The 13,547-nt window shown below is 31.9% G+C and carries 13 protein-coding genes and 1 tRNA gene; 7 read left to right on the top strand and 7 right to left on the bottom strand.

The features are described from left to right. Positions 1-103: 103 nt before the first annotated feature. A complete protein-coding gene (locus tag ACNQGH_RS02535; protein WP_417954398.1) occupies positions 104-307 on the bottom strand; it encodes a YtxH domain-containing protein in 204 nt (67 codons plus the stop codon). A 307-nt stretch (positions 308-614) separates the two neighbouring features. Next, a complete protein-coding gene (locus ACNQGH_RS02530) occupies positions 615-2,717 on the bottom strand; it encodes a glutamine--tRNA ligase/YqeY domain fusion protein (RefSeq protein WP_417954397.1) in 2,103 nt (700 codons plus the stop codon). Between the two features lie 106 nt (positions 2,718-2,823). Between ACNQGH_RS02530 and folB the strand changes: the two genes are divergently transcribed. Both folB and ACNQGH_RS02520 read left to right on the top strand, forming a co-directional pair. Next, positions 2,824-3,183 (top strand): dihydroneopterin aldolase, encoded by a 360-nt coding sequence (gene folB / locus ACNQGH_RS02525; RefSeq protein WP_417954396.1) that lies wholly within the window; start codon positions 2,824-2,826, stop codon positions 3,181-3,183. 59 nt (positions 3,184-3,242) lie between these two features. Then, a tRNA-Cys gene (locus ACNQGH_RS02520) sits at positions 3,243-3,313 on the top strand. A gap of 156 nt (positions 3,314-3,469) precedes the next feature. On the opposite strand, the gene ACNQGH_RS02515 is transcribed toward ACNQGH_RS02520, so the two are convergent. From ACNQGH_RS02515 to rnr, 3 genes are read right to left on the bottom strand one after another with little or no spacing between them, the layout of a single operon-like run. After that, the gene (locus ACNQGH_RS02515; RefSeq protein ID WP_417954395.1) at positions 3,470-4,147 is read right to left on the bottom strand and encodes a LysE family translocator; all 678 of its coding nucleotides are present in this window, start codon (positions 4,145-4,147) and stop codon (positions 3,470-3,472) included. Between the two features lie 38 nt (positions 4,148-4,185). Continuing rightward, a complete protein-coding gene (locus ACNQGH_RS02510; protein WP_417954394.1) occupies positions 4,186-4,851 on the bottom strand; it encodes a head GIN domain-containing protein in 666 nt (221 codons plus the stop codon). A gap of 4 nt (positions 4,852-4,855) precedes the next feature. Further along, positions 4,856-7,048, bottom strand: coding sequence for a ribonuclease R (gene rnr / locus ACNQGH_RS02505; RefSeq protein WP_417954393.1), 2,193 nt, complete (start codon positions 7,046-7,048; stop codon positions 4,856-4,858). A gap of 119 nt (positions 7,049-7,167) precedes the next feature. Between rnr and ACNQGH_RS02500 the strand changes: the two genes are divergently transcribed. Then, positions 7,168-7,401, top strand: coding sequence for a DUF2007 domain-containing protein (locus tag ACNQGH_RS02500; protein ID WP_417954392.1), 234 nt, complete (start codon positions 7,168-7,170; stop codon positions 7,399-7,401). A 724-nt stretch (positions 7,402-8,125) separates the two neighbouring features. After that, positions 8,126-8,554, top strand: coding sequence for a ribose 5-phosphate isomerase B (gene rpiB, locus ACNQGH_RS02495; protein WP_417954391.1), 429 nt, complete (start codon positions 8,126-8,128; stop codon positions 8,552-8,554). A gap of 8 nt (positions 8,555-8,562) precedes the next feature. Here the strand turns inward: rpiB and ACNQGH_RS02490 are convergent, their stop codons facing one another. Continuing rightward, positions 8,563-8,841: a DUF1294 domain-containing protein gene (locus tag ACNQGH_RS02490; protein ID WP_417954390.1), complete on the bottom strand. Its 279-nt coding sequence runs from the start codon at positions 8,839-8,841 to the stop codon at positions 8,563-8,565. A 119-nt stretch (positions 8,842-8,960) separates the two neighbouring features. On the opposite strand from ACNQGH_RS02490, the gene ACNQGH_RS02485 reads away from it, so the two are divergent. Continuing rightward, a complete protein-coding gene (locus ACNQGH_RS02485) occupies positions 8,961-11,084 on the top strand; it encodes a Tex family protein (protein ID WP_417954389.1) in 2,124 nt (707 codons plus the stop codon). Between the two features lie 44 nt (positions 11,085-11,128). On the opposite strand, the gene tatA is transcribed toward ACNQGH_RS02485, so the two are convergent. Then, complete coding sequence (gene tatA / locus ACNQGH_RS02480; protein ID WP_417954388.1) at positions 11,129-11,302, bottom strand: twin-arginine translocase TatA/TatE family subunit; 174 nt, start codon at positions 11,300-11,302, stop codon at positions 11,129-11,131. Positions 11,303-11,517: 215 nt separating this feature from the next. Here tatA and ACNQGH_RS02475 point away from each other — a divergent pair, with 215 nt between their 5' ends. Then, positions 11,518-12,009: a peptidase gene (locus ACNQGH_RS02475; RefSeq protein WP_417954387.1), complete on the top strand. Its 492-nt coding sequence runs from the start codon at positions 11,518-11,520 to the stop codon at positions 12,007-12,009. 43 nt (positions 12,010-12,052) lie between these two features. Continuing rightward, the gene (locus ACNQGH_RS02470) at positions 12,053-13,540 is read left to right on the top strand and encodes a GH3 auxin-responsive promoter family protein (protein WP_417954386.1); all 1,488 of its coding nucleotides are present in this window, start codon (positions 12,053-12,055) and stop codon (positions 13,538-13,540) included. Positions 13,541-13,547 lie beyond the last annotated feature (7 nt).

Here is a 13,547-nt window from a genome sequence, read left to right as displayed (position 1 = left end):
ATCTATCTTTTTTAAAACCCATGGAGATTTAACTCCTAACAAAACTCCCAATCCGTCTAATTCCATGCCCTAAAATTAGGTCATTTTTTGACTTTCCACTAATTTAGGCGAAGAACCATTTATGTTTTAATTCATCTGAAGCACTTTCGAATTTATCTTTTAAATCTTTTTTGGCGTCATCATATCCATCTTTAAATTTTCTTCTTGTTTTGGAACCTTTGTCAGGAGCAAACAAAATTCCTATCCCAGCTCCAATGGCAGCTCCAGTTAATAAAGCTATTAATGTATTTCCTGCGTTATTTGACATGATATTCCATTTTTGATTGTTAATAATCTAAAATTACGAATTTTATTAACATATCGCTGTTAACAAGCAGTTAATTTATTTTAAACAAGGCCAAAAAACGAAATAAAGCCCGCTATTAAAATAAATTTATAAGAAGTATACTAGAACTATTAAAACCAAAAAACAGGTTTTAAAACTACTTTATTTAAGTCGTTTTTAATTAATAAAAACTATAGTAATTTAAATTTTAATACTAATTTATTATAATAAAAAAAGCGCCTTTTACAAGGCGCTTTTAATCATTAAAATCTATAAAGAAGATTTAGTTCTAAAATTTTAGTTCATTCAATAATTCCAGAACTTTTTCTGTTTTTTCATTCTTTTTTAATTCTGAAAGTTGAGTTTCGAAAAGACTGAAATTATTCAAATCATTTTGCAAATTCTGAATAGCCAAAATTCTAACTGCAGCCATTTGACTTTTTAATGACATCGTATATAATTTTGTCAAAGACTCTTCTTCGATATCTTTCACTTTTACTTTATCAGAATAATGTAAAATCAAATTAGAAAACAGCAATGAGTTATTGTCATTTTTAATATTTTTTACAATAGTTTGAATAATTAAACTGTAGTTATCAATACTTTTTATATTCTCAATAACAGTATTCAATATTAAATTGGCATCGTTTTCCTCTTTTTCTTTTACATATTTATTGATTTCCTTTTGTGTATTCATCAATAAATTTTCTTCTTTTTTGCCTTTTTCTTCCCACGCATCTTTTAATCCTACGGTTTTATTAAAGACAATTTTATCTGCTGTCGTATCTTTATCAACATTGAAATAACCCAAACGTTGAAACTGAAATTTCTCTCCTGCCGTAACAGTTGCTAAACTTGGTTCAACAAATCCTTTTACAATTTGTAAAGAATCAGGATTCATAAACTCCAAGAAATTTTTCTCCTTATGACTGTCTGGTGCCTGATCAATAAACAAACGATCATACAAACGAACTTCCGCTGCTATAGCATGTTGTATAGAAACCCAATGCAAGGTCCCGGCTACTTTTCTTTGACTGGCTTCACTCCCACTTCCACTTCGACTGTTTTCGTCATAAGTCACGTGAATTTCAGTAATATTTCCGGCAACATCTTTTACAATACTTTCTCCTTTAATGATATAGGCGTTTTTTAAACGTACCTCCCTCCCTAAACTCAATCGAAAAAATTTGGCCGGAGCTGCTTCTAAAAAGTCTTCTCTTTCAATAAATAACTCCTTTGAAAAAGGAACTTTTCTAAATCCTGCACTTTCATCTTCTTGATTATTTTCCGCTTCTAACCATTCTTCTGTATCTTCAGGATAATTTATAATAACCAATTTCACAGGATCTAAAACCGCCATAACTCTTGGAGCAGTTTTATTTAAATCTTCCCGTAAACAAAATTCTAAAAGTGAATAATCAATAATATTTTCTCTTTTAGCAACACCGATTATATCACAAAATTTACGAATAGAATTGGCTGTATATCCTCTTCTTCTCAATCCTGAAATAGTTGGCATTCTTGGGTCGTCCCAACCATTTACAATGTTTTCCTGAACCAATTGCAAGAGTTTTCTCTTGCTCATTACAGTGTAATTCAAGTTCAAACGAGCAAATTCATGTTGATGTGGTCTTACTTTATTTTCATCGTAAATCTGATCTAAAAACCAATCATATAATTCGCGGTGCATCACAAATTCAAGTGTACAAATAGAATGTGAAATTTGCTCTATATAATCACTTTCCCCGTGTGCATAATCATACATTGGATAAATATTCCAATCATTTCCTGTTCTGTGATGATGACGGTGTAAAATACGATACATCAACGGATCACGCATCAACATATTGGTTGATGACATGTCAATCTTAGCACGCAAAACATGGCTTCCTTCGGGGAAATCTCCGTTTTTCATTCCTTCGAATAAAGTAAGATTTTCTTCCACTGAACGGTTTCTGTACGGGCCATCAACTCCAGCTTGAGTTGGCGTACCTTTTTGAGCAGCCATGTCTTCAGAAGATTGGCTGTCTACATACGCTTTACCATTTTCAATCATGGCAACCGCCCATTTGTATAACTGCTGAAAATAATCAGAAGAATACAGTTCCTCAGTCCAATTAAAACCCAACCACTTCAAATCTTCTTTGATTGCATCTACGTATTCCTGCTCTTCTTTGGCTGGATTAGTATCATCAAAACGCAAATTAACCGGCGCATTGTACTTTAATCCTAAACCAAAATTTAAGCAAATAGATTTGGCGTGACCAATGTGTAAATACCCATTAGGCTCCGGCGGAAAACGAAAACGTAATTTATCTTTTGGAAAACCATGGGATAAACTGTCTTCAATGATTTGTTCTATAAAATGGAGTGATTTTTCTTCGGTTGACATTTTTTTGTTTAATTTTAGCAAAGATAAATAAATGGTTTAAAGTTTACTGTTTAAAGTTACCAGAGATAGCTTTAAACCTAAAAAACTTTGAATAAAAAATTAAAAAATGGGATTTATAAAACTAAAAAATATCAGAACCTACTCCTATCATGGTTGTTTGATTGAAGAAGGAAAAATTGGTTCTGATTATTCAGTTGATTTAAAAGTAAAAACAGATTTAAGAAAATCTTCAATTACCGACCACTTGGCGGATACGGTTGATTATGTATTATTAAACCAAATTGTAGTTGAAGAAATGGCTATCAGAGCCAACTTATTGGAACATGTTGCACAACGTATAATCGCTAGAATTTTGAAAGAAGTTCCAGCCATTTCAAGAGTTATTCTAGGTGTTTCAAAATTAAACCCTCCTATTGGTGGTGATGTTGAAGCGGTTACAATAGAAATGGAAGAATCTAGAAATTGATTACTATTTTTGAATTTTAATTAAAAATAATTTATTACTTTTGCCATCCGTTCAACTAGGGCGTCGTGGCCGAGCGGCTAGGCTGGGCTCTGCAAAAGCTCCTACTCCGGTTCGAATCCGGACGATGCCTCTAAAACCTTCAAAGTAATTTGGAGGTTTTTTTATGCTTACTTTTTTTTAATAATTAGATACCAAAATATATTCAATACAAAAAAAGCCTTGATTCTAAAGATATGGAATCAAGGCTTTTACTATATTAATAAAGGAAAACAACAATTACAATTTTTTATTTCTCAATTTTATCAAATGCATTTTTAACCATTTCTTTTTCTTTTGGAAACCATCCTTGTGTGATCAAAACTATACCGAAAATCATCATAACGATACTGATTCCTTTCTTAATTTTAAGAATATTAATTGGAGTCAATTTTGTTTTTAGCTGTTTGGCCAATACTATTTTAATACAATCAATCAGTAAATAAGATAGGATTACACTACTAAAAAAAGTAATCATTCTGGAAGTTTGCATTTCTAATTTTGGTCCTACCGAAATAATAATGGCTAACCAAAATCCTAAAACGCCAATATTAATGATATTTAAGAAAAATCCTTTTATAAAAAGACTTATATAATTCTTTCTGATAATTTCATTATCTATCGCTTCAGTATTTATTTTTTCTTCTTTTTTTAACCTGACAAAAGAAATTATACCATAAACTAACATCAATATTCCTCCAAAAATAAAAAGAGCAGGTTTATCTTTTAAACTTTGAATTAATCTGTAACTTCCTAAGTAAGCAATCGCAATAAAAACAATGTCCCCTAAAACAACTCCTAAATCAAAAACTAAAGCCGCTCTAAATCCTTTTATAATACTCGTTTCAAGTAATATAAAAAATACGGGACCAACCATAAAACTTAAAAAAATTCCCCACGGAATACCGGATAAAATATCGTTTATCATTAAAAATTAAAATTTATCAGAATAGAAGTGCAAAACTATTATTTTTCTATGATTGTACCACCAATGAAAACTTCTTTATTAATTTGTTTTGGTTTTCCATAAATGTAAATAGAGCCTCCTGCCTTCACTTTTGCATCCACTAATGTAGTTGCATAAATTTCAGATTTTCCTCCTGCAGCAACGCTTATTGATGTTTGTGTGGTATGTAAATCCTTTGCTTTAAGAATTCCGCCAGAAATAATAACTACATCCTGATTTGTAGCTTTACCTGATACAATAACGATTCCACCTGCACTTGCTTTTATATTCACTTTTTCTACATTGATATCCACTTTTATCTCCGCACCTGATTTTGCATTTAAATTCAATATCGTTTGTTTGAAATCTGCTTCACTTGACACAGAACTTCCTTCACTTGCAGCGATACTTTCAATAGTATTAAAATACAATTTTACTACAATGTTATTACCTGATAATAATTGTGGAAATGGCATTCTTATTTTTAATTCTCCATTTTTATTAACCGTTTCGACTTCATCTGCTCTGTCTCCGGTGATAACAACCTTATTTTCTGAAGCTGGAATTAATTTTACATTAATCTTATCAAATACTTTTACTTCATCAAAATCTCCCAAATTTCTTGTTACCTGGGCATTTACCATTTGGCTTAAAAATACAAGCGTAATAATCACTAATTTTTTCATTTTTTTATTTTATTGGTTCTTCAATTCTTCTTAAAAAATTAAAATCCAGTTGTTTTTTAACTAAATCAGCATTTTTTACTTTAACGTAAATTTCATCTCCTAATTGTAATAATTTACCAGAAGTTGCGCCAGTCAGTGCATATTGTTTTTCATCAAAGGTGTAATAATCGTCTTTTATATCTCGGATTCTACACATGCCTTCACATTTATTCTCTATAATTTCTACATAAATTCCCCATTCAGTCACACCAGAAATTACGCCTAAAAATTCCTGATCCTGATGATCCTGCATGTATTTTACCTGCATGTATTTAATAGAATCTCGTTCCGCATTTGTAGCTAAACCTTCCATCGTTGAAGAATGCAAACACTTCGTTTCATACGTTTCTTCATCAACTGATTTTCCTCCATCCAGATAATACTGCAACAATCGATGTACCATTACGTCCGGATAACGACGAATCGGCGATGTAAAATGGGAATAATAATCAAATGCCAAACCGTAATGTCCTATGTTATCAGTGGAATACTTTGCTTTACTCATACTTCTAATAGCCAAAGTATCAATTAAGTTTTGCTCTTTTTTTCCATTCACTTCTTCCATCAAAGCATTCAACGATTTAGAAATATCTCCTTTATTTCTAAAATCAATTTTGTAACCAAACTTTCCAATTACCGTTTGCATGGCAATTAACTTATCTTCATTTGGTTCATCATGGATCCTGTAAATAAAAGTTTTCTTTTGTTTTCCAATGAATTCAGCTACTTTTTTATTAGCCAAAAGCATGAATTCTTCAATCAGATGATTGGCATCTTTTGAAACTTTAAAATAAACTCCCTGAGGTTCACCTGCTGCATCTAAATTAAATTTCACTTCTACTTTATCAAAAGAAATTGCCCCTTCGGCCATTCTCCTTTTTCTGAAAATTTTAGCTAATTCATCGAGTTTTAAGGTAGCTGATACAATTGTTGAGGAAACTTGATATGAACTTCCAGTTATTGAAATTTCTTCCGGAATAACATCGTCCTTCGTTTCTATAATATATTGCGCTTCTTCATAAGAAAATCTCTGATCTGAAAAAATTACAGTTCTGCCAAACCATTGATTAACGACTTGTGAAGTTTCTGTAATTTCAAAAATAGCCGAAAACGTATATTTTTCTTCATTTGGACGCAACGAACAAGCAAAATTTGATAATACTTCCGGTAACATTGGCACTACTCTATCCACTAAATATACTGACGTAGCTCTTTGATATGCTTCATCATCCAAAATTGTTCCTTCCTCAAGATAATAGGAAACATCGGCAATATGAATACCAATTTCGTAATTGCCATTTTCTAATTTTTTGAATGATAAGGCATCATCAAAATCTTTGGCATCTTTTGGATCGATCGTAAAAGTCAACGTGTCACGCATGTCTCGACGTTTGGCAATTTCACTTGCTTCTATCGATGTATCTATTTTCTGGGCATAGGTTTCCACTTCTATGGGGAATTCAGCTGGCAATCCATATTCGGCAAGAATAGCGTGAATTTCTGTATCATGTTCTCCTGGTTTTCCCAAAACTTTTATTACTTTTCCAAAAGGACTGTCTGCTCGCTCTGGCCAATCTTCGATATGAACCAAAACAACATCTCCTTGCTCTGCCTCTCCTATTTTATCTTTTGGAATAAAAATATCCGTGTACATTTTTGGATTGGCTGTAGAAACAAAAGAGAAGTTTTTCTGAATATCAATAACACCAACAAAATCAGTTTTATTTCTTTCAATTACTTCAATCACTTCACCTTCAGGTCTTTTCCATTTTCTTCGATTGTAAACATATACTTTTACAATGTCTTTATCTAAAGCGTGATTTAAATTATTGGTAGGAATGAAGACATCTTCTTCTAAATCTGCACAAACAAAATAAGCAGTTTTACGTCCGGTCATATCAATCTTACCTTCGTAATAGTCTTTGCTTACCGCTTTTACTAAATATTTCCCCGGTTCAGATTCTATAATTTTATTTTGAGAAGCCAGAATCTTCAAATCTTTAATAATTTGATTTCTGCTTTGGGTATCATCGAGCTCCAGATTAGCTCCTATTTGTTTATAATTGAATGCTTTATTAGCACTTTGCGACAATATTTTTAATATTTTATCAGAGAAATCTTTCTCTTTCTTAATCGGCTTTCTTAATCTTTTACTCATACATCTTTTCTTATAGCGCATAAAATTACGAAATAGTTAATCGTTATCAATAGACGGTTAGCAGTTTTAAAGAAAATATAACTTTACAGAATAGTTGTATCTTTATAAAAACAATTAAAATGGAAGATTTTCAAACAATTGCAATTTTTAATTATTCACATGAAATTGTAGTTCTGAAGCATATTTTAGATCAGGAAGGAATTGTTTATTTTTTTGAAAATGAAATGACTTTATCCGTTGCTCCTTTTTATTCGAATGCTTTAGGCGGAATTAAGTTAAAAGTACATTTGAACGATTTTGAAAAGGTTCAGGAAATTCTAGATCATTTGAATAACAATCTAACCATTGTTTAATTCAATTTTAAATTTTTATTTTTCAAAGTTGTCAACATATATTAATATAAACAAAAAGAAAAATTAAATTTAAATTATTTTTTGGTTGTTATTATAGCTTGTTAATAGTTACAATAAATTTATTTTAAAAGGTATTGAAATGAAGTTTAAAGTTGTTATACCGACTTATCAACAATGCTATTTTAAGGTAAGGGATTAGTTTTAAAGTGTTTTGTAATTTTAATTAACAATGGTTAATAATTCAAATAGAATTGATTTTGTAAATAAGTACTTTTTAGATTTTTGTTAATAAACTGTTTTTTTATAATGATAACTATTCTAAAAAATGAGCAAATAAAATTTGGATTTCTAATGTGGGTTTTGGATTACTTATTTTTTAAATAGAAGCAAAATAAACTTCTAATATTCTATCCAAAGTTATGAACATAATATGTTAATTTAAAGTTAACTGAATATCAAGCAATTGCGTTTAGCTATTAACAATGTAAAAAATTAACATTTTGAATATGAAATATATATTGATTTACAGCTAGTTATGGATTTATTAGAATTGTTAATAAAGGTATAACCAAATAACAATCTGATAGTTATAGAATCATAATTTACTTTAATTCTTTAATGACTTATTTGAATTGAATTATTCTATTGAAGAAAGCGGGATTTAAATTCAATAAAACTAAATTTCTTTATTTAAATTTGCAGCACACAACTTAATATAGTAAAAATGAAAATATCCATAGGAAACGATCACGCTGGACCAGAATACAAAAAAGCAATAGTTGAAATGCTTAAAGCAAAAGGACATGAAGTAACCAATTATGGAACTGATTCAGCAGATAGCGTAGATTATCCTGATTTTGGACGTCCGGTTGCTATAGATGTTTCGGAAGGAAAAGCTGATTTTGGAATTGTTATTTGCGGAAGTGGTAACGGAATTTCAATGACGGTAAATAAACAGTCTAAAGTACGTGCTGCTTTATGTTGGATGAAAGAAATTGCAGTATTGGCCCGTCAACATAATGATGCTAATATTATCAGTATCCCCGCACGTTATACTTCAATCCCACAGGCTGTAGAAATGGTGGAAACGTTTTTGAACACAGAATTTGAAGGTGGAAGACATCAAACAAGAGTGGATAAAATTAGCTGTTAGTAATTATTTTATATAAAGATCTTTTCATAAAAATAAAATAATCCAACAGCAATTACAATTTGGATAATTGCAATCCTGTAAAACTTTAAAAGATAGTATTTTTTAGAAGTTTTATGATTAAAAAGATACATGGCTAATGCCGAACCAATTGTGCCGCCAATAGCAACAAATGTTAAAAGGGTTTCTTCCGAAATCCTTTTTTTATGGGCAATTGCCAATCGTTTATCATAAGCGGTAATTACAAAGGCTAAAATATTCAAGGTTAAAAAACTATATAATAAAGTCATAATTGATATAAATTTCAAGTTTAAAGCTTTTATTTTAGCTAAAAATTAATTAGGCAATTTCATTTTTTTCTAATTAAACATTGTTCAAGTTAAAACATTTAAAATTATCTAATTACAGGATGACTAATATACAATTTATAGCTAAAACTGTTGCAACAGCAACAATTAATATTCAGAATACCGTTAAATTATTACAAGAGGATTGTACAATTCCGTTTATTTCCCGTTATCGAAAAGACGCAACTGGAAATCTTGACGAAGTACAAATAGAACAAATTGCAAAGCTTCAAAAAGAATATGAAGTGATTGTAAAACGCAAAGAAGCAATTCTAAAATCCATCGAAGAACAAAATGCACTTGCGCCGGAATTAGAAAAAAAAATCCAACAAAGTTTTGATTTGCAGGAACTGGAAGATTTTTACCTACCTTTTAAAAAGAAGAAAAAAACCAAAGCCGATGTTGCTCGTGAAAAAGGATTAGAGCCTTTGGCAAAAATCATCATGGCACAAAATAATGATTCTATCGATTTTATTGCAACACAATATTTGAATGATAATGTGATTAATGAAGAAGATGCACTTCAAGGAGCCAGAGACATTATTGCGGAATGGATTAATGAAAATATTTATGTTCGAAAACAACTCCGAAGATTGTATCAGCGAAAAGCTACAATTACCACAAAGGTTGTCAAAACCAAAAAAGAGGATGAGAAAGCACAAAAATTTGATCAGTATTTTGATTGGTCAGAACCATTAAGCAAAACGCCGTCGCATCGTTTATTGGCCATGCTTCGTGCAGAAAATGAAGGTTTTGTGAAAATGAAAATCGAAGTTGATACCGATGAAGCCTATGATATTATTGATGAATTGATTTTAAAAAGCGAAAATAGCACGACGCCTCATATGCAATTGGCAATTGAGGATAGTTTTAAAAGATTATTAAATCCTGCCATTTCAAATGAAGCTTTGCAAGAAGCAAAAACCAAGGCTGATGCCAATTCTATACAGGTTTTCGCGAATAATCTGGGCCAGTTATTGTTAGCACCGCCTTTGGGTGAAAAACGAATTCTGGCGATTGATCCAGGATTCAGGAGTGGTTGTAAAATCGTTTGTCTGGATGAAAAAGGAGATTTGTTGTACAATGAGACCATTTATCCGCATGCGCCTCAAAAAGAGGAAGCGATGGCGATGAAAAAAATTCGTTCGATGGTCAATTCTTATAAAATTGATGCGATTTCCATAGGAAACGGAACGGCTTCTCGAGAAACGGAATTCTTTATAAAGAAAATAGCTTTTGACAAACCGGTTCAGGTTTTTATCGTTTCTGAGGCCGGAGCATCCGTTTATTCCGCATCAAAAATTGCAAGAGAGGAGTTTCCTGATTATGATGTTACGGTTCGCGGTTCGGTTTCAATCGGGCGACGATTGAGCGATCCATTGGCTGAATTGGTGAAAATTGACCCTAAAGCCATTGGCGTAGGCCAATACCAACACGATGTTGACCAAAATAAGTTAAAAGAAGAATTGGATAACACAGTAATCCGCTGCGTGAATTCAGTTGGGATAAATATCAACACGGCGAGTAAACACTTGTTGAGTTATGTGAGTGGTATAGGAGAGAAGCTAGCCGAAAATATTGTGCAGTATCGTTCTGAAAACGGTCCTTTTCAAGACCGAAAACAACTCAAAAAAGTACCGAGATTAGGAGAAAAGGCATACCAACAAGGGGTTGCTTTTATTCGAATTTCAAATGCGAAAAATCCATTGGATAACTCGGCAGTACACCCGGAAGCCTACGGAATTGTGGAAAAAATGGCAAAAGATTTGAAATTGACCGTGCATGATTTGATTGGCAACAAAGAAAAAACGGCTTTAATAAAACCAGAGCATTACATTACCCCGGAAATAGGTTTGCTAGGTTTAAAAGACATTATCAAAGAACTTGAAAAACCAGGATTAGATCCAAGAAAATCCGCCAAAGTATTTGAATTCGATCCCAATGTAAAAACCATAAAAGACGTAAAAACAGGAATGATTTTGCCGGGAATTGTGAATAACATTACCAATTTTGGTTGTTTTGTTGATATTGGAGTAAAAGAAAGCGGCTTGGTTCACATATCACAACTTAAAGCAGGTTTTGTAAGTGATGTAAATGAAGTAGTAAAATTGCACCAACACGTTCAGGTAAAAGTAACGGAAGTTGATGAAGATAGAAAACGTATTCAGTTGACAATGATTATATAATCGCAATAAAAAAAAGGCTTTTCAAATTATGAAAAGCCTTTTTTTTATTTTGTTTCTTCTTCTTTTTTATCAGCTGTCTGATCGTCTTTAGCAGCGTTTTTGAATTCTTTAATTCCACTTCCTAAACCTTTCATTAATTCTGGAATTTTTTTACCTCCAAAAAGCAATAAAACAACGGCCAATATAACAAGGATTTCTGTAACACCTAATCTTCCCATGATTGAATAATTTATTGCCGAAGCAAATTTGTAATAAAACTGTCTACAAAGGTAATTAGAATAACTTGATATGAATTCATTTTAAGGCAATTATTTGGTTTCAATAACGTTAAAAATTTATTAAATCAAATTTACAATTTCATAAAGCAGGATCAAAGGGGCACAAATACAATCCAAACTATAAATTGATTATATTTGTTCAATAATCAAATTGTATGTCCGGGAAAAGACAGAAACGAAAAAAACTTAAAGAAAATTTATTCAATAAAAGACGTTTAATAATTCTAAACGAAGATACTTTTGAGGAAACTTTTTCTTTAAAACTTACGCTAATGAATGTTTTTGTATTTGTTACTTTGAGTACAATAATTATTATAACGATTACTACTTTTATCATTGCTTTTACCCCTTTACGCGAATTTATTCCAGGATATTCTTCTTCTAAACTTAAAAAAGATGCCACGCAATTGGCTTTAAAAGCAGATTCTTTGTCTTTTGCTTTGAAGAAAAATGAAGCCTATATCAAATCCATTCAAAAAGTATTAATGGGTGAACTGGAATATGCAAAATTCAATAAAGATTCCATCCTTGCAGCAACTGAAGGAGTTCAACCTCCGGTAAATTTATCTGCTTCAAAAAGGGAAATGGAATTAAGAGAACAAGTGGCGAAAGAAGAAAAAGAAACGATTTCCAAAAAATCAAAGTAAAAATTCACATTCCTTTTATCTTTATAAAGAACAAATCCAGAAAATGTCAATAAAATCAGTTGCAGCAAAACTATTTGCACTTAAAATTTATAAAAAAACTCAGGCTTGGGCCAATAATCCTGTTGCAACCCAAAACAAAGTTTTACAACAATTAATCAAAGAAGCTAAAGAGACTCAATTTGGACTTGATCATCATTTTGATAGTATAAAATCAAGTGCTGATTTCGCTCAGCAGGTTCCAGTTAGGGATTATGAAGCGTTAAAACCATATGTTGATCGGGTTGTAAAAGGGGAGGAAAATATTCTTTGGAAAGGGAAGCCATTGTATTTTGCAAAAACATCGGGAACAACTTCTGGAGCTAAATATATTCCATTGACCAGGGAATCCATGCCATTTCATATTGAAGCGGCTCGAAATGCAATTTTGCATTATATTCATGAAACAGGAAAAGCGGATTTTATTGACGGAAAAATGATTTTCCTGCAAGGGAGCCCAATTCTAGAAGAAAAGTGCGGTATTAAGCTGGGTCGGTTATCTGGAATTGTAGCTCATTTTGTTCCAAAATACCTGCAAAAAAACCGTATGCCTTCTTGGGAAACCAATTGCATTGAAGATTGGGAAACCAAAGTAAATGCTATTGTCGGAGAGACATTCAACGAAAACATGACGGTGATATCAGGAATTCCATCCTGGGTGCAAATGTACTTTGAAAAATTGCAGCAAAAAGGAGGGAAGCCGGTAGGTGAAATTTTTAAAAATTTCAATTTGTTTATCTATGGAGGAGTTAATTATGAACCGTATCGCGCCAAATTTGAAAATTTAATTGGCAGAAAAGTAAATAGTATTGAGTTATTTCCAGCTTCGGAAGGGTTTTTTGCCTACCAGGATTCTCAAAAGGAAAAAGGAATGTTGCTGCTTTTGAATGCTGGAATTTTCTATGAATTTATAAAGTCAGATGAATTTTATACTGAAAAACCCAGACGCTATACCATTGGCGAGGTAGAATTAAACGTGAATTATGTTTTAATTATTTCTACCAATGCTGGACTCTGGGGTTATAATATTGGCGATACCGTTCAGTTTACTTCACTAAAACCCTATCGTGTGATTGTGTCAGGAAGAATCAAACATTACATTTCGGCTTTTGGTGAACATGTCATTGCAAAAGAAGTGGAAAGTGCATTGCAGGAAGCGGTTAGGGGCACAAACATTCGGGTAAATGAATTTACAGTAGCACCACAGATCACACCAACGGAAGGGCTACCGTATCACGAATGGTTCATTGAATTTGAGAATGAACCGGAGGACAACGTAACTTTTGCCGAAGCGATAGACAATGCCATGAGAAAGCAAAACGTATATTACGACGATCTGATCGCTGGACACGTATTGCGAAAAGTTGTGATTACAAAAGTGGCCAAAAACGGGTTTCAGGATTATATGAAATCGATAGGTAAACTGGGCGGGCAAAATAAAATACCAAGACTTTCTAATGATAGAAGCATTGCGGATTTATTAAACAAAAAATAAAAAGTTT

Source organism: Flavobacterium kochi, from assembly GCF_048286715.1.
Classification (GTDB): Bacteria; Bacteroidota; Bacteroidia; order Flavobacteriales; family Flavobacteriaceae; genus Flavobacterium.
The sequence above is the reverse complement of the archived record's forward strand: the minus strand, read 5'-3'. Positions and strand labels throughout refer to the sequence as shown.

What these genes read in the sequence shown, in the direction of transcription:
- ACNQGH_RS02535 (WP_417954398.1), bottom strand. Translation starts at nt 307, where the DNA reads ATGTCAAATAACGCAGGAAATACATTAATAGCTTTATTAACTGGAGCT.
- ACNQGH_RS02530 (WP_417954397.1), bottom strand. Translation starts at nt 2,717, where the DNA reads ATGTCAACCGAAGAAAAATCACTCCATTTTATAGAACAAATCATTGAA.
- folB (WP_417954396.1), top strand. Translation starts at nt 2,824, where the DNA reads ATGGGATTTATAAAACTAAAAAATATCAGAACCTACTCCTATCATGGT.
- ACNQGH_RS02515 (WP_417954395.1), bottom strand. Translation starts at nt 4,147, where the DNA reads ATGATAAACGATATTTTATCCGGTATTCCGTGGGGAATTTTTTTAAGT.
- ACNQGH_RS02510 (WP_417954394.1), bottom strand. Translation starts at nt 4,851, where the DNA reads ATGAAAAAATTAGTGATTATTACGCTTGTATTTTTAAGCCAAATGGTA.
- rnr (WP_417954393.1), bottom strand. Translation starts at nt 7,048, where the DNA reads ATGAGTAAAAGATTAAGAAAGCCGATTAAGAAAGAGAAAGATTTCTCT.
- ACNQGH_RS02500 (WP_417954392.1), top strand. Translation starts at nt 7,168, where the DNA reads ATGGAAGATTTTCAAACAATTGCAATTTTTAATTATTCACATGAAATT.
- rpiB (WP_417954391.1), top strand. Translation starts at nt 8,126, where the DNA reads ATGAAAATATCCATAGGAAACGATCACGCTGGACCAGAATACAAAAAA.
- ACNQGH_RS02490 (WP_417954390.1), bottom strand. Translation starts at nt 8,841, where the DNA reads ATGACTTTATTATATAGTTTTTTAACCTTGAATATTTTAGCCTTTGTA.
- ACNQGH_RS02485 (WP_417954389.1), top strand. Translation starts at nt 8,961, where the DNA reads ATGACTAATATACAATTTATAGCTAAAACTGTTGCAACAGCAACAATT.
- tatA (WP_417954388.1), bottom strand. Translation starts at nt 11,302, where the DNA reads ATGGGAAGATTAGGTGTTACAGAAATCCTTGTTATATTGGCCGTTGTT.
- ACNQGH_RS02475 (WP_417954387.1), top strand. Translation starts at nt 11,518, where the DNA reads ATGTCCGGGAAAAGACAGAAACGAAAAAAACTTAAAGAAAATTTATTC.
- ACNQGH_RS02470 (WP_417954386.1), top strand. Translation starts at nt 12,053, where the DNA reads ATGTCAATAAAATCAGTTGCAGCAAAACTATTTGCACTTAAAATTTAT.